At 49.7% G+C, this 19,223-nt stretch carries 19 protein-coding genes; 7 read left to right on the top strand and 12 right to left on the bottom strand.

Features of this window, described 5'->3' with window-relative positions; all coding sequences use genetic code 11:
* Positions 1–26: 26 nt before the first annotated feature.
* Entirely contained in the window at positions 27–566 is a 540-nt protein-coding gene (locus KXR87_RS01560; protein ID WP_437430504.1) for a septation protein A, read from the top strand.
* Between the two features lie 116 nt (positions 567–682).
* The gene (yciA, locus tag KXR87_RS01555) at positions 683–1,084 is read left to right on the top strand and encodes an acyl-CoA thioester hydrolase YciA (protein ID WP_437430503.1); all 402 of its coding nucleotides are present in this window, start codon (positions 683–685) and stop codon (positions 1,082–1,084) included.
* A gap of 30 nt (positions 1,085–1,114) precedes the next feature.
* On the opposite strand, the gene tonB is transcribed toward yciA, so the two are convergent.
* Positions 1,115–1,873, bottom strand: a complete 759-nt coding sequence (tonB, locus tag KXR87_RS01550) for a TonB system transport protein TonB (RefSeq protein ID WP_437430557.1) — start codon at positions 1,871–1,873, stop codon at positions 1,115–1,117.
* A gap of 215 nt (positions 1,874–2,088) precedes the next feature.
* On the opposite strand from tonB, the gene KXR87_RS01545 reads away from it, so the two are divergent.
* Positions 2,089–2,385: a YciI family protein gene (locus KXR87_RS01545; RefSeq protein ID WP_437430502.1), complete on the top strand. Its 297-nt coding sequence runs from the start codon at positions 2,089–2,091 to the stop codon at positions 2,383–2,385.
* Positions 2,386–2,438: 53 nt separating this feature from the next.
* Here the strand turns inward: KXR87_RS01545 and KXR87_RS01540 are convergent, their stop codons facing one another.
* Together KXR87_RS01540 and KXR87_RS01535 are read right to left on the bottom strand one after the other, a co-directional pair.
* Complete coding sequence (locus KXR87_RS01540; RefSeq protein WP_437430501.1) at positions 2,439–2,777, bottom strand: SMR family transporter; 339 nt, start codon at positions 2,775–2,777, stop codon at positions 2,439–2,441.
* 128 nt (positions 2,778–2,905) lie between these two features.
* Positions 2,906–3,079: a YciY family protein gene (locus KXR87_RS01535; protein ID WP_437430500.1), complete on the bottom strand. Its 174-nt coding sequence runs from the start codon at positions 3,077–3,079 to the stop codon at positions 2,906–2,908.
* Positions 3,080–3,218: 139 nt separating this feature from the next.
* Here KXR87_RS01535 and cls point away from each other — a divergent pair, with 139 nt between their 5' ends.
* Positions 3,219–4,679, top strand: a complete 1,461-nt coding sequence (gene cls, locus KXR87_RS01530) for a cardiolipin synthase (RefSeq protein ID WP_437430499.1) — start codon at positions 3,219–3,221, stop codon at positions 4,677–4,679.
* Positions 4,680–4,713: 34 nt separating this feature from the next.
* Entirely contained in the window at positions 4,714–5,043 is a 330-nt protein-coding gene (locus KXR87_RS01525; RefSeq protein WP_437430498.1) for an HI1450 family dsDNA-mimic protein, read from the top strand.
* A 42-nt stretch (positions 5,044–5,085) separates the two neighbouring features.
* Here KXR87_RS01525 and oppF read toward each other — a convergent pair whose 3' ends face one another.
* The 6 genes from oppF to KXR87_RS01495 all read right to left on the bottom strand — a co-directional run bounded on the left by oppF (position 5,086) and on the right by KXR87_RS01495 (position 12,097).
* The gene (gene oppF / locus KXR87_RS01520; protein WP_437430497.1) at positions 5,086–6,090 is read right to left on the bottom strand and encodes a murein tripeptide/oligopeptide ABC transporter ATP-binding protein OppF; all 1,005 of its coding nucleotides are present in this window, start codon (positions 6,088–6,090) and stop codon (positions 5,086–5,088) included.
* A complete protein-coding gene (locus KXR87_RS01515) occupies positions 6,087–7,100 on the bottom strand; it encodes an ABC transporter ATP-binding protein (protein ID WP_437430496.1) in 1,014 nt (337 codons plus the stop codon). The genes oppF and KXR87_RS01515 overlap by 4 nt, the downstream gene beginning before the upstream one ends.
* Before the next feature lie 11 nt (positions 7,101–7,111).
* Entirely contained in the window at positions 7,112–8,020 is a 909-nt protein-coding gene (gene oppC / locus KXR87_RS01510; RefSeq protein WP_437430495.1) for an oligopeptide ABC transporter permease OppC, read from the bottom strand.
* A gap of 14 nt (positions 8,021–8,034) precedes the next feature.
* Positions 8,035–8,955 (bottom strand): oligopeptide ABC transporter permease OppB, encoded by a 921-nt coding sequence (oppB, locus tag KXR87_RS01505; protein ID WP_437430494.1) that lies wholly within the window; start codon positions 8,953–8,955, stop codon positions 8,035–8,037.
* Between the two features lie 84 nt (positions 8,956–9,039).
* Positions 9,040–10,671, bottom strand: a complete 1,632-nt coding sequence (gene oppA / locus KXR87_RS01500) for an oligopeptide ABC transporter substrate-binding protein OppA (RefSeq protein WP_437430493.1) — start codon at positions 10,669–10,671, stop codon at positions 9,040–9,042.
* A 778-nt stretch (positions 10,672–11,449) separates the two neighbouring features.
* Positions 11,450–12,097 (bottom strand): YchE family NAAT transporter, encoded by a 648-nt coding sequence (locus tag KXR87_RS01495; RefSeq protein WP_437430492.1) that lies wholly within the window; start codon positions 12,095–12,097, stop codon positions 11,450–11,452.
* A 473-nt stretch (positions 12,098–12,570) separates the two neighbouring features.
* Between KXR87_RS01495 and adhE the strand changes: the two genes are divergently transcribed.
* Entirely contained in the window at positions 12,571–15,252 is a 2,682-nt protein-coding gene (adhE, locus tag KXR87_RS01490) for a bifunctional acetaldehyde-CoA/alcohol dehydrogenase (RefSeq protein WP_437430491.1), read from the top strand.
* A 67-nt stretch (positions 15,253–15,319) separates the two neighbouring features.
* Here adhE and tdk read toward each other — a convergent pair whose 3' ends face one another.
* Complete coding sequence (gene tdk, locus KXR87_RS01485) at positions 15,320–15,934, bottom strand: thymidine kinase (protein ID WP_437430490.1); 615 nt, start codon at positions 15,932–15,934, stop codon at positions 15,320–15,322.
* A 551-nt stretch (positions 15,935–16,485) separates the two neighbouring features.
* Between tdk and hns the strand changes: the two genes are divergently transcribed.
* Positions 16,486–16,899 carry a histone-like nucleoid-structuring protein H-NS gene (hns, locus tag KXR87_RS01480; protein WP_437430489.1) on the top strand — a complete coding sequence of 138 codons (414 nt, stop codon included), beginning with the start codon at positions 16,486–16,488 and terminating at the stop codon, positions 16,897–16,899.
* Between the two features lie 200 nt (positions 16,900–17,099).
* Here hns and galU read toward each other — a convergent pair whose 3' ends face one another.
* Complete coding sequence (galU, locus tag KXR87_RS01475) at positions 17,100–18,011, bottom strand: UTP--glucose-1-phosphate uridylyltransferase GalU (protein WP_437430488.1); 912 nt, start codon at positions 18,009–18,011, stop codon at positions 17,100–17,102.
* A gap of 196 nt (positions 18,012–18,207) precedes the next feature.
* Positions 18,208–19,221: a two-component system response regulator RssB gene (gene rssB / locus KXR87_RS01470; RefSeq protein WP_437430556.1), complete on the bottom strand. Its 1,014-nt coding sequence runs from the start codon at positions 19,219–19,221 to the stop codon at positions 18,208–18,210.
* Positions 19,222–19,223 lie beyond the last annotated feature (2 nt).

Below are 19,223 nucleotides of genomic sequence, written 5' to 3'. Positions count from 1 at the left end.
GCGATAATCTGTAACGGAATCGTAGAATGAAGCAGTTTCTTGATTTTCTCCCGCTGGTCGTCTTTTTCGCGTTTTACAAACTCTATGACATTTATGCCGCCACCACTGCGCTGATTGTTGCCACCGCCGTTGTGCTTATTTACAGCTGGGTTCGCTATCGTAAAGTTGAAAAGATGGCGCTTATCACCTTTATTCTGGTAGCAGTCTTCGGTGGGTTAACCATTTTCTTCCATAATGATGAGTTTATTAAATGGAAGGTGACGGTGATTTACGGTCTGTTTGCCGGTGCGTTACTCTTCAGTCAGTGGGTAATGAAAAAGCCGTTGATTCAGCGGATGCTCGGCAAAGAGCTGACGCTGCCAGAATCGGTCTGGTCACGCCTTAATCTTGCCTGGGCCCTCTTTTTTATTCTGTGTGGGCTCGCGAATATCTACATCGCTTTCTGGCTTCCGCAGAATATCTGGGTCAATTTCAAAGTTTTTGGCCTGACTGCGCTGACGCTTCTTTTTACGGTGCTCAGCGGCGTCTATATTTATCGTCACATTCCGCAGGATGGTCAGTCCTGATGTTAACAAGCCAGGTCCGCCTGGCTTTTTTTCCTGCCGCTGCGTTATCTCGTTGTGACCTGCAATAAATTCATAGTAGCATCCCGCCATATTCCCACTGTATGACTGAGATAAGAATGACGAACACCCAGGAGACACCTCAGGGCGAACTGGTGCTACGCACCCTGGCCATGCCCGCTGACACCAATGCGAATGGCGACATTTTTGGCGGCTGGTTGATGTCGCAGATGGATATGGGCGGGGCCATCCTCGCTAAAGAGATAGGCCACGGGCGCGTGGTAACGGTTCGCGTAGACGGTATGACCTTTCTGCGACCGGTCGCAGTTGGCGACGTGGTCTGTTGCTACGCGCGTTGCGTAAAACGTGGAAATACGTCAGTCACTATCAACGTCGAAGTCTGGATCAAAAAAGTCGCGTCCGAGCCTATCGGGCAGCGCTATAAAGCCACCGAAGCCCTGTTTATATATGTCGCCGTAGACGGCGAGGGAAAGCCCCGCCCTCTCCCCTTACAGCCATAAAAAAAGCCTCCGCTGTGGAGGCTTTCAGTATTATTGCACCGTAGAGGTGCCTTTCATATTAAACACAATGTTGACGGTAATACCGGTCCCGGGTTTGCCCGCTTCATATCGCCATTTACGCATCGCGGATTTCACTTCACGTTCAAACATATTGGACGGTTGAGCGGATAAGATTTGAATATTATCTAAACGGCCATCTGGCATTACATCAAATTTCACCCGCACACGCCCTTCAATGCGCAGCGCCCTCGCACGTGTCGGATATTGAGGTTCAGCACGGCTGAGAGCACGCGGACCGACCGGGACGGACGGTGTCTGCTTGCTGGCAGCAGAGGGCTGACTGGTGGTAAACGGACGTGTCGGCGCACTGTTTTCCACTGGTGCAGTGCGGCGGGGTTCAACCGGTTTAACTTCCCGTTTTGGCTGCTCCACCTTTTTCTCTGGCTTCGGCTTCGGTTTAGGCTTTGGTTTCGGCTTCGGCTTGGGTTCCGGTTTTGGGATAACCACGGGTGCCTCCTGAGGCGGTTCCGGGACCGGCTCAGGTTCAACGACTGGCTCGGGTTCAGGCACTGGCTCAGGTTCAACCACCGGTTCAGGCTGCGGCTGAGCTGTCTGAGGCGGCTCCAGTTCAGCCGGAGATACCATCGTCACAGAAATGGGTTGTGCGGGCGCAGGCAGCTCAACAACCTGATGTACCGACATATACAGCAAACCCGCAACCACAGCGCCGTGAATGCCGACAGAGAGCATCGTTGCCCAGGGGATGCGGCGAGGTAAATCAAGGGTCATCGCAGTCATAATCATTTCAGTTGAAAAAACAAACCATGATTTTAAATGCAAATAGCAATCATATTCAACTACGCATCTCACCTAACCTTGATTTCGATCCTCAAGGAACAAAACAAGGCGACAGGTGAGCGAGGTCCAGGGTGTGCAATCTTTACATTGCGACGCCCGGATGATTCACATAACGTAGTGGTTTTATGATGAAAGGAGCAATGCCTGTGCTTTACGTTATTTTTGCTGAAGATACCGCTGACTCTCTGGAAAAACGCTTATCCGTCCGCCCGGCTCATCTGGCGCGCCTCCAGTTGCTGCGGGATGAAGGTCGTCTGCTGACCGCAGGCCCTATGCCTGCCGTAGACAGTAACGATCCGGGCGCCGCAGGATTTACCGGCTCAACCGTCATCGCTGAGTTCGACTCACTGGAAGAGGCGAAAGCATGGGCGCAGGCCGATCCTTACGTCGCCGCTGGCGTTTATCATCGGGTTACGGTTAAGCCTTTCAAAAAAGTATTCTGATTTTAACGCCCAGGGGCCGGAGGAGTGTTTATAGCTGGCCCTTACGCACTGTATTAATGCGTGACGCTTTTTGAGAATACATTAATGGTAATGACACCGGCGATTATCAGCCCCATCCCCACCATCGCCGGGATATCCAGTTTCTGACCATGCACCAGCCATCCCACAGTACCAATCAACACAATGCCAGCACCGGACCAGATAGCATAAATGATGCCGGTGGGTATGGTGCGCATAGGAATGGTCAAACACCAGAAAGCGATGCAATAGCCCGCTATGCTGATAAGCGAGGGGAAAAGTCGCGAAAAACTGTCAGAGGATTTCAGGGCGGTAGTGGCGATCACTTCGGCGATGATGGCCACTGCCAGAAAGATTAAAGCTTCTTTATTCATGGGATTCCAGTGCGAAGGTTAAAGCGCTGCTTAAGATACAGGGTGTAAGCTGAAGAAGAAACGTGGCATAAAAATGAAACGCTGGATTTTAAAGAGATAAAACAATGGGCACCCTGAGGTGCCCCTGATTAAAACACGTAAAAATCAAAAACTAACGCATTACGATGCCGGTTAAGAATACACTTTCTTATTGAGTGGATACGCATATTGCGTCGTGACTGACCCTCCAGCCAACGTGCCTTGCGGCGGCTGGTTTGTCGCGCCATGCGCCAGCGTCCCACTTCCGTTCTACTACGCTTCATTATTACGACTCTTTTTAGTGCTGACGCGCCATTATAGACCCTGCCCGCCGCCGCACCAGCCCTTTTGCGAACCGTTTTTATTTGCCAGATGAATCCTTATGCGTAAACTCCTCTTAAGCACTGTTAAAAAGGATTTTTTATGACAACCTTCTACACCGTCGTGAGTTGGCTGGTCATTCTGGGATACTGGCTTCTTATCGCGGGGGTGACATTACGTATACTCATGAAGCGCCGCGCCGTTCCTTCCGCAATGGCCTGGCTTCTCATCATCTATATTCTTCCGTTAGTCGGTATCATTGCCTATCTCTCCTTCGGTGAACTCCATCTTGGAAAACGGCGTGCCGAGCGGGCCAGAGCAATGTGGCCTTCTACAGCAAAATGGCTGAAAGATCTCAAAACGCATCATCATATTTTTGCGACGGAAAACAGTAGCGTTGCGTCATCGTTGTTCAAACTTTGCGAGCATCGCCAGGGCATTGCCGGGGTGAAAGGCAATCAGCTTCAGCTGCTGACAGCATCAGATGATGTCATGCAGGCGCTAATCCGCGATATTCAGCTGGCTCGGCACAATATCGAGATGGTGTTTTATATCTGGCACCCCGGGGGCATGGCCGATCAGGTCGCGGAGTCCTTAATGGCCGCAGCACGTCGCGGCGTGCATTGCCGGTTACTCCTCGATTCAGCGGGCAGTGTGACCTTTTTCCGCAGCCCCTGGGCCGATATGATGCGTAACGCCGGCATCGAGGTGGTGGAGGCGCTGAAGGTCAATCTGATGCGTGTCTTTTTACGCCGGATGGATCTACGCCAGCACCGGAAAATGGTGTTGATTGACAATTATATTGCCTACACCGGCAGCATGAATATGGTTGATCCCAGGTACTTCAAGCAGGACGCGGGCGTCGGTCAATGGGTCGATCTGATGGCGAGAATGGAAGGCCCGGTTTCGACGGCGATGGGTGTGGTTTATTCCTGTGACTGGGAAATTGAAACCGGTAAGCGCATTTTACCGCCGCCACCGGATGCCAACATTATGCCCTTCGAGCAGGCAAGCGGTCATACCATTCATACCATTGCTTCCGGCCCGGGTTTTCCTGAAGATTTGATCCATCAGGCCTTGCTTACTGCGGTGTACGCGTCGCGGGAGTACCTCATCATGACGACTCCCTACTTTGTACCGAGCGATGATCTGCTTCATGCGATCTGCACGGCGGCTCAGCGCGGGGTGGATGTCAGTATTATTTTACCACGACACAACGATTCCGTTCTGGTCGGCTGGGCCAGTCGGGCGTTCTTCACCGAACTGCTGGCTGCGGGGGTAAAAATTTACCAGTTCGAAGGTGGACTGCTGCATACCAAAAGCGTCCTTGTTGACGGGGAGCTCAGCCTTGTCGGAACTGTGAACCTCGACATGCGCAGCCTGTGGCTTAATTTCGAAATTACGCTGGTCATTGATGACGCCGGGTTTGGCGGCGATCTGGCCTCCGTTCAGGATGATTATATCTCGCGCTCCAGATTGCTTGACGCCCGCTTGTGGGTGAAACGCCCGTTCTGGCACCGAATCGCTGAACGACTGTTTTACTTCTTCAGCCCGTTGCTGTAAAACGTGCCCAACTGACGTTAAACAGGTAGTTATTATGGAAATGGATCTGAACAATCGCCTGACCGAAGATGAAACGCTGGAACAGGCTTACGACATTTTTCTCGAACTGGCGGTCGATAATCTTGACCCGGCAGACGTAATCCTCTTTAACCTCCAGTTCGAAGAGCGTGGTGGCGCAGAGTTGTTCGATCCCAGCGAAGACTGGCAGGAGCATGTCGATTTCGATCTGAACCCGGACTTCTTTGCTGAGGTGGTGATTGGACTGGCGGATACGGACGGCGGCGAGATTAATGATATCTTCGCGCGCGTGCTGCTGTGCCGGGAAAAAGACCACAAACTCTGCCATATTCTCTGGCGCGAGTAAGAAAAAAGGCTGACTCTCGTCAGCCTTTTTTATGCATGCCCTTTAAAGCGGATCAACCTTCAGGCAGGAGACCGCATGGCGGAAACTACCCTCAAGTACCGGGCGCGTTTTCGCACATTCTGGTCCGGCAATCGGGCAACGAGTGCGGAACACGCAGCCGGAGGGTGGATTGATCGGCGAAGGCAGCTCCCCTTCCAGCAACTGAATGGTTTTGTTCTTCTCCAGATCCGGATCGGGAATCGGCACCGCTGACATCAGGGCTTTGGTATAAGGATGCTGAGGATTATGGTACACCTCATCATAAGTGCCCAGTTCAACCGCATGCCCCAGATACATCACCAGCACCCTGTCCGAGATGTGTTTCACGACCGCCAGATCGTGGGCAATGAAGATCAGCGAGAGTCCCATTTCGCGCTGCAGTTTTTGCAGCAGATTGACCACCTGCGCCTGAATCGACACATCAAGCGCGGAGACGGGTTCATCACAAATGATAAGTTTGGGTTCAAGGATCAACGCACGGGCAATCCCAATACGCTGACACTGTCCACCCGAGAATTCATGTGGATAACGGTTAATCAGATTGGGAAGTAACCCCACCTTGAGCATCATTGCTTTAACGCGATCGCGGACATCCTGACGAGACATCTTAGGATGATAGGTTCTCAGCGGCTCGGCAATGATTTCACCGATGGTCATACGCGGGTTCAGGGAGGCCAGCGGATCCTGGAAAATCATCTGGATATCACTGCGTACCTGACGCCACTCATCCGGCTTCATGCCCAACAGATCGTTACCCAGCCAGGCCACTTTGCCGTCAGTTGCTTTCACCAGACCAATAATGGCACGGGCAAATGTCGACTTCCCGCAGCCCGATTCGCCCACCACGCCAAGCGTTTCGCCTTCGTATAATCTCAGGGTCACGCCATCCACGGCTTTGAGCGTTTTCGACGGCTGCCAGAACCACTGTTTACCGTCTTTAATGTCGAAATGCACTTTTAAATCGGCAATTTCGAGCAGAACTTTTCTCTCTTCGGCGACGTTACTCATACCAACTCCTCCACCGGCTTAAAGCAGGCACGCAGGCGGCCTGGGGCGAACTCCGTTAACGGGGGAGCACTGGAACAGATATCCATGGCGTGGGGGCAACGCGGCTGGAACGGGCACCCTTTCGGTAGCCGCAGCAGATTTGGTGGGTTACCCGGAATGGTCAGGAGTGAATCCCCTTCCGCATCAAGGCGCGGAACCGCATTCAGCAGCCCGATGGAGTAAGGGTGCGCTGGCTGGTAGAACACATCGCGTGCTTTACCGTACTCCATCGTGCGCCCGGCGTACATCACCAAGACTTTGTCACAGATACCCGCCACGACGCCCAGGTCATGGGTAATCATGATGATTGCCGTGTTGAACTCGCTCTTCAGTTCGTTGAGGAGCGTCATGATTTGTGCCTGCACGGTTACGTCAAGCGCAGTGGTCGGTTCATCAGCAATCAGTAGCTTAGGTCTGCACAACAGCGCCATCGCTATCATCACACGCTGACGCATCCCGCCGGAAAATTCATGCGGGTACATACGCATACGCTTACGGGCTTCCGGCATTTTGACGGCATCGAGCATTTTCACTGACTCTTCAAAAGCTTCAGCTTTGGTCATGCTTTTATGCAGCATCAGAACTTCCATTAACTGCTCTCCGACCCGCATATAGGGGTTCAGAGAGGTCATGGGGTCCTGGAAAATCATTGAAATCTGTTCAGCACGGAGTTTATTGAGCGCCTTTTCCGGCAGATTCAGGATCTCCTTGCCGTTGAATTTTGCCGACCCACCGATGATACCATTTGAGGCCAGCAGCCCCATTAACGCAAACGCAGTCTGGGACTTACCGGAACCGGACTCTCCAACGATACCCAGAGTTTCGCCCGCACGCAGGCTGAAATTCAGGTCGTTCACCGCCGTGACGTCACCGTCCGGGGTGGTAAAAGTGACACGCAGATCGTTTACATCCAGCAGGATGTCCGATTGCTGTAGCGCCTGCGGCGCCGATGAGGTTTCATGCATGCTCATTACAGCACTCCTTAACGATCTTTCGGATCGAGGGCATCACGCAGGCCATCGCCGATAAAGTTGAAACAGAACAGCGTCACGACGAGGAAGGCCGCCGGGAACATCAGAAGCCAGGGAGAAACTTCCATTGAGTTTGCTCCGTCACTCAAGAGTGCGCCCCAGCTGCTCAGTGGCTCCTGCGTACCAAGGCCAAGGAAACTCAGGAAGGATTCAAACAAAATCATGCTGGGCACCAATAGCGAAGCATAGACCACAACCACACCCAATACGTTAGGGACGATGTGGCGAATCACTATGTTACCCGTGGAGACGCCGCCTACCTGTGCTGCTTCAATAAACTCTTTGCGCTTAAGGCTCAGAGTCTGCCCACGCACGATACGTGCCATATCAAGCCAGGAGACCATGCCGATGGCGACAAAAATGAGCAGGATATTTTGCCCAAAGAAGGTCACCAGCAGGATAACGAAGAACATAAACGGGAAGGAGTTCAGGATTTCCAGGATACGCATCATGACTGAATCAATCTTGCCGCCGAGATAACCTGAAAGCGATCCGTACAGCGTACCGAGAATCACCGCGACAAGCGCGGCCGCGATCCCAACCATTAATGAAATTCGTCCACCAATCGCCACGCGCACTAATAAATCGCGACCCGAAGAGTCCGTGCCAAAATAGTGACCGGATTCGGTATCGGGCGCGCTGGACATCATCCCCCAGTCCGTATCGAAATAGGCAAACTGAGAGAGCATGGGGGCTAAGGTTACGAACAGGGCAATTAGCAACAACACGAACAGGCTGGCGACAGCGGCGCGGTTGTGCATAAAGCGACGTCGCGCATCCTGCCAGAGGCTACGACCTTCTACTTCCAGTTTTTCACTGAAGTTTTCCAGCGCCTCGTTGTTTTTCTTACTTAACATCATGGCGTACTCCAGTGTTAATAACGAATCTTCGGATCGATAACGGCATAAAGCACATCTACAATCGCGTTAAATAAAATAGTCAGTGCGCCTACCAGAATGGTCAAACTTAATACCAGAGAGTAGTCACGGTTGAGTGCGCCGTTAACGAACAACTGACCAATACCCGGCAGACCATATATGGTTTCAATGACCATTGAGCCGGTGATAATACCGACGAAGGCGGGGCCCATATAGGAGAGTACCGGTAATAAAGCAGGCTTGAGCGCGTGGCGGAAAATAATCCGCGTCATCGGCAACCCTTTCGCGCGAGCGGTACGAATAAAATTCGAATGCAGAATTTCAATCATCGAGCCGCGGGTGATACGCGCAATGCTGGCGATATAAGCCAAAGAGAGCGCCACCATCGGCAGAATGATGAATTTCGGCGCGCCTCCGTTCCAGCCACCCGCAGGAAGCCACTTAAGCGTGATGGCGAAGATCATGACCAGTAACGGGGCGACGACAAAACTGGGTATCACCACCCCCGTCATTGCAAGTCCCATCACGGAGTAATCCCACTTCGTGTTCTGGTTGAGTGCGGCAATAACCCCTGCCCCGACGCCAAAAATCACTGCCATTAAAAAAGCAGCCGCACCGAGTTTCGCAGAGACGGGAAAGCTGGCAGCAACCAGATCGTTAACCGTGTAGTCTTTGTATTTAAACGAGGGTCCAAAGTCGCCATGCGCCAGCTGCTTCAGATAGCTGGTGTATTGCGTCAGGATAGGATCGTTCAGATGATATTTCGCTTCGATATTAGCCATAACTTCAGGCGGCAGCGTACGTTCACCGGTAAAAGGGCTGCCGGGTGCGAGGCGCATCATAAAGAAGGAGATCGTAATAAGAATAAAAAGTGTTGGAATCGCTTCTAAGCAGCGACGTAGGATAAATTTCAACATTGCCCGTACCTTCTGGCCTGTGCCTTTGTAGTGCGATGAAATAAGACACCGTGGGGCAGGCTCACCCTGCCCCACTCATTGCCATTAATGCTTGATAATATAAAGGTTTTTAACGTAAATATTATCCATCGGGTCTTTACCGGTATAACCACCAACCCAGGGTTTCACCAGACGGGCATTCACGTAGTAATAGACCGGAACAATGGCAGAATCTTTATCGAGCTGTTGTTCTGCTTTGCTGTAGAGCTCCGCACGCTGTTCGTCACTGGTCGCTTGCAAGGTATCGCCAACCAGCTTGTCGAACTCGGCACTCTTATAGTGTGCCGTGTTGTTTGAACTGTCAGACAGCATGGTATTCAGGAACGAAGTGGGTTCATTGTAGTCCGCACACCAGCCAGCACGTGCCACATCAAACGTACCCTGATGACGGCTGTCGAGGAAGGTTTTCCACTCCTGGTTTTCCAGCTTCACATTTACACCCAGATTTTTCTTCCAGATGGACGCGACGGCGATAGCCAGTTTTTTATGCAGATCTGAGGTGTTGTAAAGCAGACTGAAAGTCAGCGGTTTATCAGCGCTGTACCCTGCTTCTGCCAACAATTTTTTCGCCTCTTCATTGCGTTTTTCCTGAGACAGCTTAAACCACTCTGGCTCAACCAGTTTTGCACCATCGGTATATGGCGGAGTGTAGCTATATGCAGGTAGATCGCCCTGATTTTTCACCTTGTTAACAATGATGTCGCGATCAAGCGCCAGTTTCAGAGCGGTACGTACGCGCACATCGGTGAAGGGGGCTTTCTGGTTGTTAATTTCGTAGTAATAGGTGCAGAGGTACGGGTCGACGTGAACTTCAGCCGGGATCTCTTTTTTCAGTTTCTGGAACAGTTCAATCGGCATGTTGTTATAGGTCATGTCGATTTCACCGCTGCGGTAGCGGTTGACGTCTGTGACTTCTGAGGAAATCGGCAGGTAGGTAACCTGATTGATGACGGTTTTAGCGTTGTCCCAGTAATTCGTATTACGCTCAAGCACGATACGCTCGTTGACAACCCAGTTTTTTAGCTTGTAAGCACCGTTGGAGACGATGTTCGCCGGTTGGGTCCATTTGTCGCCGAATTTTTCGACAACGGCTTTAGGCACTGGAGAAACAGACGGGTGTACCAGCAGTTTATAGAAATAAGGGACGGGTTCACTCAGGGTAACTTCGAAGGTATTTTCATCGACAGCTTTTACGCCGAGATCGGTAACGGGTTTCTTGCCTTCGATAATTTGGTCGATATTTGCGATATGACCATACTGCAGATAGCTTGCATAGGGAGAGGCGGTTTTCGGATCTGCCAGACGCTGCCAGCTATAAACAAAATCTTGTGCGGTAACCGGGCTACCGTCGGACCATTTAGCATCTTTACGTAAATGGAAGGTCCAGACTTTAAAATCTTTGTTTTCCCATTTTTCTGCCACACCCGCGCTCGGATGGCCCTGAACGTCAGAAATGAGCAATCCTTCAAAAAGATCGCGGCTCACGTTGGACTCTGGTACCCCTTCAATTTTGTGCGGGTCAAGAGACTGAACTTCAGAGCCATTATTGCGGACCAGCGTTTGCGTGTCAGCCAGTTTAACATCTGCCGGAACGTCGGCTGCCATAGCCACGTTACCTGCCATTAGCGCAGTAAAAATCCCTGCCGCTACCAGACTTTTTTTTGTGATGATGGACATTGTGTTGATACTCCACTCATTATAATTACTGGCACGAATACCAGCTGTTTCGTTCCCTTACGGGGCACCTGGTCAGCGCAGGAGCTTTAGCTACTGCCAGGCATCATTACTTCTTGCTATCACCGACTTCTCTTTATTACGAGGCGCTCGTGCGGCACCTTTTCGTCGATATCGAGCACATTACCCTGTCGTGACCTACCGTTGATTCTGCAAGACGAAAGAGAAATCTTAATTGAAAATAATTCTCATCCGCGTTTATTTTTGGCGAAAGTTAGGGCCGGAAAGTATCAAATGCAATTATTTGCCGCCAATACATTTTGCAAATTTGTTAACCAATTCTCTTTTATTTGCACCTGTTACTAACGCTGACCCGAAACGCTCGTTGCAATTTTTACTTCATTCAAAACAAAATCAATGTGTTAGGCAATTTTCAGCGCAAAACATGTCGCTTAGCATCAAACTGGTTATTTTCTACACAAAAAATCAACAATTGAATATTATCTAGCACATTTGTCTGACTTGAAGGGGAAATTACTAATATCATTTCAATTATCTGACAGCAACCCCCAGAGTATCATGTGAAGAAAATAACAAGCTTAAGGGGCGCATTTCGCAGCAAGAAACACTGCAACAAAATGTAATCCATTGAAATAGCATAATTAATTCAAAGCAGGCTGTTTTATTATATTTACGTTTTTTTCCGGCAATATTTATACGTTTTACTAATAATGCGGGAATTGAAACGTAGCGGGAGAAAAGGGTAGCCGCTACGGTTGGCTCAATTTAGCAGTCCCGGGAAAATCCCTTTTACACCCGCCACAATGAATTCAATCCCCAATGCCATCAATAGCAACCCCATGATACGTGTAATCACGTTGATACCTGTCTGGCCCAGAAGTCGGACTAACCAGGGCGCAATGCGAAAAAGACCCCATGAGCAAGTGGCGAAGAGTGCGATGGCGACAGAAAAACCCAACAAATATTCGACGGTATGAAAACGAGTTCCCCAGACAATAGTGGAGCTGATGGCACCAGGCCCTGCCATCAGCGGCAACGCCAGCGGTACGACACCTATGCTCTCTCTGATCGCTGACTCTGATTTTTCTTGTTTATTTTGTTTATCCTCCCCCAGCTTGCCGCTGATCATCGACATCGCGATGGTGACCACCAGAATACCGCCAGCGATACGGAAGGAATCAATAGAGATACCAAACAATTGCAGGATAGCGTCACCCAGGAACAGAGATGTCCACAGAATAATGGCAACTGAGAGGTTGGCCGTGAGATTGGTTTTATTTCTCGCCGCTGCCGTCTGATAACTGGTCATGCTGATAAAAACTGGAATAATGCCAATCGGGTTAACCAGCGCAAACAGACCGATAAAAAATTTCGTCCAGGTAGGAAAATCAAAAACGGATTGAATCACAGGGCGCTCCCGTAATGTCGCAACGGTAAAAGTCAAAATCGGCCAATAAAACCGCGCTGAATATACGCCTTTTCAGCGCTTTGCTCATCAAAAATACTGCCTTTATCCTGACATATGGGCATGTTATGCATTTGTATTAATTATGATAATCTTACTCAACGCTGGTCTTTTATGATTAACATTTAAGACATATGCCCAAAAACAGCCTGCTGAAAGGTGTCAGCTTTGCTGTAACTTGATTTAGATCACGTAATCGCTACTCAGAAGTGAGTACCCTTGGGTTACGTCATCGGGATACACGACTCATCATTAAGAATGATGCTTCGTGAAAAACTCTCCCAGTAAATCAGTAGGGCAGGAAGGCGTTAACTTATTGTTTTTCTGTAATTTACGCAACCTGCAACCAGCCTGACTATACTGTCGTATTCACCAGCTGGTTTACTAGAAGAGTTTAACATTATCAGGAGAGCATTATGGCTGTTACTAATGTCGCTGAACTTAACGCACTCGTAGAGCGCGTAAAAAAAGCCCAGCGTGAATATGCCAACTTTACTCAAGAACAAGTTGACAAAATCTTCCGCGCCGCCGCTCTGGCAGCAGCTGATGCCCGCATCCCCCTCGCTAAAATGGCCGTTGCCGAATCCGGCATGGGTATCGTTGAAGATAAAGTGATTAAAAACCACTTCGCTTCAGAATATATCTATAACGCCTATAAAGATGAGAAGACCTGCGGCGTCCTCGACGAAGATGACACCTTTGGTACCATCACCATCGCTGAACCTATTGGTATCATTTGCGGTATTGTTCCCACCACCAACCCAACCTCTACCGCTATCTTCAAATCGTTGATTAGCCTGAAGACGCGTAACGCTATTATCTTCTCCCCGCATCCGCGTGCTAAAGATGCGACCAACAAAGCAGCAGATATCGTGCTGCAGGCTGCTATTGCGGCCGGTGCGCCTAAAGATCTCATTGGCTGGATTGACCAACCCTCTGTTGAGCTGTCAAATGCATTGATGCATCACCCTGACATCAACCTGATCCTTGCGACCGGTGGTCCAGGTATGGTTAAGGCAGCATACAGTTCCGGTAAGCCTGCTATCGGTGTAGGCGCTGGTAACACCCCTGTCGTCATTGATGAAACGGCAGATATCAAACGCGCTGTTGCCTCTGTTCTGATGTCAAAAACTTTCGATAACGGCGTAATCTGTGCGTCTGAACAGTCTGTCGTGGTTGTTGACGCGGTGTATGATGCAGTTCGCGAACGTTTCGCCAGCCACGGTGGCTATCTGCTTCAGGGTAAAGAGTTGAAAGCAGTTCAGGACATTATCCTGAAAAATGGTGCGCTGAACGCCGCCATCGTGGGTCAACCGGCCTACAAAATTGCTGAACTGGCAGGCTTTACGGTTCCAGCATCCACCAAGATTTTAATTGGCGAAGTCACCGTTGTTGATGAGAGCGAGCCTTTTGCTCATGAAAAACTGTCGCCAACGCTTGCTATGTACCGTGCAAAAGATTTTGATGACGCGGTTGTTAAAGCAGAAAAACTGGTTGCAATGGGCGGTATCGGTCACACATCCTGCCTTTACACCGACCAGGATAACCAGCCAGCACGTGTACAGAAATTCGGCGCGGAAATGAAAACCGCACGTATCCTGATTAACACCCCTGCCTCTCAGGGTGGTATCGGTGACCTTTATAACTTCAAACTCGCACCTTCCCTGACACTGGGTTGTGGTTCCTGGGGTGGTAACTCCATCTCTGAAAACGTTGGTCCGAAACACCTGATCAACAAAAAAACCGTTGCTAAGCGAGCTGAAAACATGTTGTGGCATAAACTTCCGAAATCTATCTACTTCCGCCGTGGCTCTCTGCCCATCGCGCTGGATGAAGTGATTACTGATGGTCACAAACGCGCGCTGATCGTGACTGACCGCTTCCTGTTTAACAATGGCTATGCTGACCAGATCACCTCTGTTCTGAAAGCAGCGGGTGTGGAAACAGAAGTCTTCTTTGAAGTTGAAGCCGATCCGACCCTGACCGTTGTGCGTAAAGGCGCTGAGCTCGCTAACTCCTTTAAACCAGACGTCATTATCGCCCTGGGCGGTGGTTCCCCGATGGACGCCGCGAAAATTATGTGGGTGATGTACGAACACCCGGAAACCCACTTCGAAGAACTGGCGCTGCGCTTTATGGATATCCGTAAACGTATCTATAAGTTCCCGAAAATGGGTGTGAAAGCGAAAATGGTGGCTGTTACCACGACCTCAGGTACGGGTTCAGAAGTGACACCGTTCGCCGTGGTAACTGACGATGCAACGGGTCAGAAATACCCGCTGGCTGACTACGCGTTGACCCCGGATATGGCCGTTGTTGATGCCAACCTGGTCATGGATATGCCGAAATCCCTGTGCGCCTTTGGCGGGCTGGATGCGGTTACCCACGCACTCGAAGCCTACGTGTCTGTTCTGGCCTCTGAGTTCTCTGACGGTCAGGCTCTGCAGGCTCTGAAATTGCTCAAAGAGAACCTGCCAGCGTCTTACCATGAAGGGTCCCGGAATCCGGTTGCCCGTGAGCGTGTACATAGTGCAGCCACCATCGCTGGTATCGCGTTTGCTAACGCCTTCCTCGGTGTGTGTCACTCCATGGCGCACAAACTGGGTTCTCAGTTCCACATTCCGCACGGTCTGGCTAACGCCCTGCTGATTGGTAACGTTATCCGCTACAACGCGAATGATAACCCGACCAAACAGACTGCCTTCAGCCAGTACGACCGTCCGCAGGCTCGTCGTCGCTACGCTGAGATTGCTGACCATCTTGGCTTAACCTCCCCGGGTGACCGTACCGCAGCGAAAATCGAGAAACTGCTGGCATGGCTGGACAGCATCAAAGCTGAACTTGGCATTCCGAAATCGATTCGTGAAGCTGGCGTTCAGGAAGCAGACTTCCTGGCCCATGTAGATAAGCTTTCCGAAGATGCCTTTGACGATCAGTGTACCGGTGCTAACCCACGCTATCCGCTGATCTCTGAACTGAAACAGATCCTTCTGGATACGTTCTACGGACGTGAATTCAAAGAAGGTGAAGTTGCTGACGTGAAAGCGGATCTGGTTAAAACAGACAAAGCTGACAAAAAAGCGAAAAAAACTGCTTAACTTAGCGTTGTAAATAAAAACCCGCCTGATGGCGGGTTTTTTTATACCTTCATGTGAAGAGGAATTCTTATCCTCTCACCCTCGCCTGAATGGCAGGCAGAGAACCCTCTGCAAGCGCCTCTTTATAGTGTTTACGGCAAACAGATACATATCGCTCGTTACCACCAATAACCACCTGTTCACCCTCGTTATAAGGGCGACCCTGATGGTCAAGTCTCAGGACCATGCTTGCTTTACGACCACAGAAACAGATGGTTTTAAGCTCCACGAGCTTATCTGACAAGGCAAGTAAATACTGGCTACCAGTGAAAAGCTCGCCTCTGAAATCGGTTCTCAGCCCATAGCAGAGTACCGGTATATCCAGATCGTCGACCACATCAGAAAGCTCATACACTTGCTGACGCGTTAAGAACTGGCTTTCATCAATAAGCACACAGTGGATTGGCTCACGGGTATGTTCAGCGCCGATTTCCTGTCTGAGCTGGCTGGTTTGATTAAACAGTCTGGCCGGGGACGATAACCCGATACGTGAACTCACTTTACCTGCGCCAAATCTGTCATCGATTTCTGCGGTATAAACGAGCGTGCGCATACCACGCTCCTGATAGTTATAGGAAGACTGCAGTAAGGCCGTAGACTTTCCGGCATTCATCGCAGAGTAATAGAAATAAAGTTGCGCCATTGCCCGCAAAACCTCAGTGAAAATGTGATATCCCGGCGCAGGATTGTATCATATTTTAACGTTATGCCTCGCCTCCCCTACCCGGCGGAAAGCATCTGAATTAGCCTTCGATAACGGTTAAGGCTTTACTTATTTGCTCACAACCCTGTTGCTGCCAAAGAAACATACAATAAATCGGGCGCATGCTTACGGCCTATTCTAAGGCCCGGAAATTAACGCCAGGCTTCGGAAACTATTAATGTTTTATCGCAGACGGTCCCGTTATCAACAACAATTAAAAAGGTTGATATTTATCCATAACACCCCCTGCAGTGCATGAGATAAACCGTGATTATCCCGGATAAAAATGAGTGTTGCCCTGCTGCTTATCTTTCTTTCTATATGCACCTTTCGTGCTTTTAACCGCTAAAAATTTAAGTTAACGGATTTAAGAAATGAACTAAATAAAGAGGAAATTTGAATTCCTTACATTCTCACCTATTGCACCTGAGAAATTAACGCTCTATTATTAGCCCAACAAACCACCCCAATATAAGTTTGAGATTACAAAGATGAGCGAAGCACTTAAAATTCTGAACAACATCCGTACTCTTCGTGCACAGGCAAGAGAATGCACCCTCGAAACCCTGGAAGAAATGCTGGAAAAATTAGAAGTTGTCGTTAATGAACGTCGTGAAGAAGAAAGCGCTGCAGCAGCTGAGATCGAAGAGCGTACTCGTAAACTGCAACAGTATCGCGAAATGCTGATTGCGGACGGTATTGATCCTAATGAACTGCTGAATAGCATGGTTACTGCGAAAACCGGTACTAAAGCTAAACGTGCTGCGCGCCCTGCTAAATATAGCTATGTTGATGAAAATGGCGAAACCAAAACCTGGACCGGCCAGGGCCGTACACCAGCGGTAATCAAAAAAGCCATGGATGAACAAGGCAAGCAACTGGACGACTTCCTGATTAAAGAGTAATAACCCCCTTTTCGAAAATCCCGCTAATGGCGGGATTTTTTTTGCCCATAATTGTTCAAAATATAAACCTGCTGAAGATTCCTGTGCATGCATGGCGCTTTTTAATCATGCCTGTATGTATGAGAGGCTATTCTGGTCATGCGTACAGGCAATAAAAAAGCCGGGAGGCATTCCCGGCTTTCAGGCTAAAACAGCGCAGATCAGGCTTTGGTGACGCCTAATTGGCTTTCCAGCCATGCTTTAAATTCTTCACCTAATGTATTGTGACGAATCCCGTATTCAACGAAGGCCTGCATATAGCCCAGTTTATTACCGCAGTCATGGCTTTTGCCTTTCATGTGGTAGGCTTCAACGGTTTCTTTCTCAATGAGCATATCGATGGCATCGGTCAGCTGAATTTCATCACCTGCGCCTGGAGGGGTCTTCGCCAGCAACGGCCAGATATGCTCGCTCAGGACATAGCGACCTACTACAGCCAGATTTGAAGGGGCAACGTCAGCCTTAGGCTTTTCAACGACACCCACCATCGGGACGCTATCACCTGGGTTGAGGGCCGCGCCTTTGCAATCGACAACGCCATAAGCAGTGACATCTGCGACCGGTTCAACCATGATTTGACTGGCACCGGTCTCATCAAAGCGTTTAATCATTTCTGCGAGGTTATCCTGCGAGAGGTCCGACTCAAACTCATCCAGAATGACGTCTGGCAGAATAACGGCAACAGGTTCATTCCCTACAACAGGGTGAGCACAAAGCACGGCGTGACCAAGGCCTTTAGCCAGTCCCTGACGTACCTGCATAATAGTGACGTGCGGTGGGCAAATAGACTGAACTTCTTCGAGCAGCTGGCGTTTTACGCGCTTTTCCAGCATGGCTTCAAGTTCAAAACTGGTATCGAAGTGGTTTTCGATTGAGTTTTTAGATGAATGCGTAACCAGAACAATTTCAGTAATACCCGCAGCAATACACTCATTTACGACGTACTGAATTAATGGCTTATCCACCAGCGGCAACATCTCTTTAGGAATCGCCTTTGTTGCTGGAAGCATCCTGGTTCCCAATCCCGCGACGGGGATAACTGCTTTTGTTACTTTTGAATTTATGGCAGCCATTAAAATCTCCTGATCTGTTCACGCGTTGAGCATGTTCATGTAATTACACGCGACTGAGTATATCAGTACCACCGGATCACACTGGTCTGAAAAGGGCGCGGTAACGTTTAATTAGGACTAATACGCAAAACTGTGGCGATAGTAGCACTCGTTGAAACGCGCAGGTAAAGCAATCTGCAATTTGCGTTGCGATTGCTCATTCCGCAGACAGCATTAAACGTAAACGGCCGCCTGCGCCCCAGACCTGGCACTCCCATGCATCACAACGCTGACTAAATTGGTTCAGATAAGTATTACCTAATGTACCTAATGGTACTCCACTACTGATCTGAACCTGGTGTTGACCTGTATTGAGTGTGGCATTAAGACCTGCCGAAACTAAAATAAGATTTTTTAAGTCGCTATGGTAATAACCAACCAACAGTGGAAATTGCCCCGGCAAATTTGCCTGCCGAAGCAGTTGGTTCACCTGTTTTAGTAAACTGCCCATTTCTGGTAGCCGTTGATGCTGGTGCGACAACTGCTCCTGGAGTAGCCCATTGAACAGTGCACGTAGTAATAACGCGGCCAGTACCCCGTTATTTCCTGCACGGGTTACGTCCAGGCAATAAAATGCAATGTCGTTTGATGAAATGGGGGCAATATCCAGAACGAGCCCAGGTTTATCGGCTGAAACAAGCTGTCGGTAATTGACCCTACAGCCTGACATCTGTTGTTGAACCGGCGGCTGTAACTCCTGCAACAGTTTTGCCGCCGCCTGCGGATTCTCCACCAGGGCATCCCAGTCCTGGAACAATTGCTCTTCTTCTTCTACCCGCGAATTAAACATGTTCGGGTATATACAGGCAAAAACGGTTTCCTTGAGGCGATTAAAGTCTTTAACCGGTTTGAGCAGAACATCCTGCACACCCAGCCTCAGCGCTTTAGCAATATCTGCCATGTTATCCGTTGCTGAAATGACAAGGATGGGCAGTTGTTGCCCTTGATTACGAAGTTGCTCGACCAGCTTCAGGCCGTTCATTCGTGGCATCGCAATATCACAAATCATCAGATCTGGCGACACGCTTTCCAGAATCTCAAGCGCAACGAGACCATCTTCTGCCAGCAAGGTTTCCGCGCCCAGAGACGAGAGCCAGGAATCCAGCAGAGAGCGGAAGACGGGCTCGTCTTCAACGATCATTATCTGTTTTCCTGCTAACGGCTGCGTCATCA

The organism is Yokenella regensburgei, from assembly GCF_051486985.1.
Taxonomy (GTDB): Bacteria; Pseudomonadota; Gammaproteobacteria; order Enterobacterales; family Enterobacteriaceae; genus CBFFRJ01.
The sequence above is the reverse complement of the archived record's forward strand: the minus strand, read 5'-3'. Positions and strand labels throughout refer to the sequence as shown.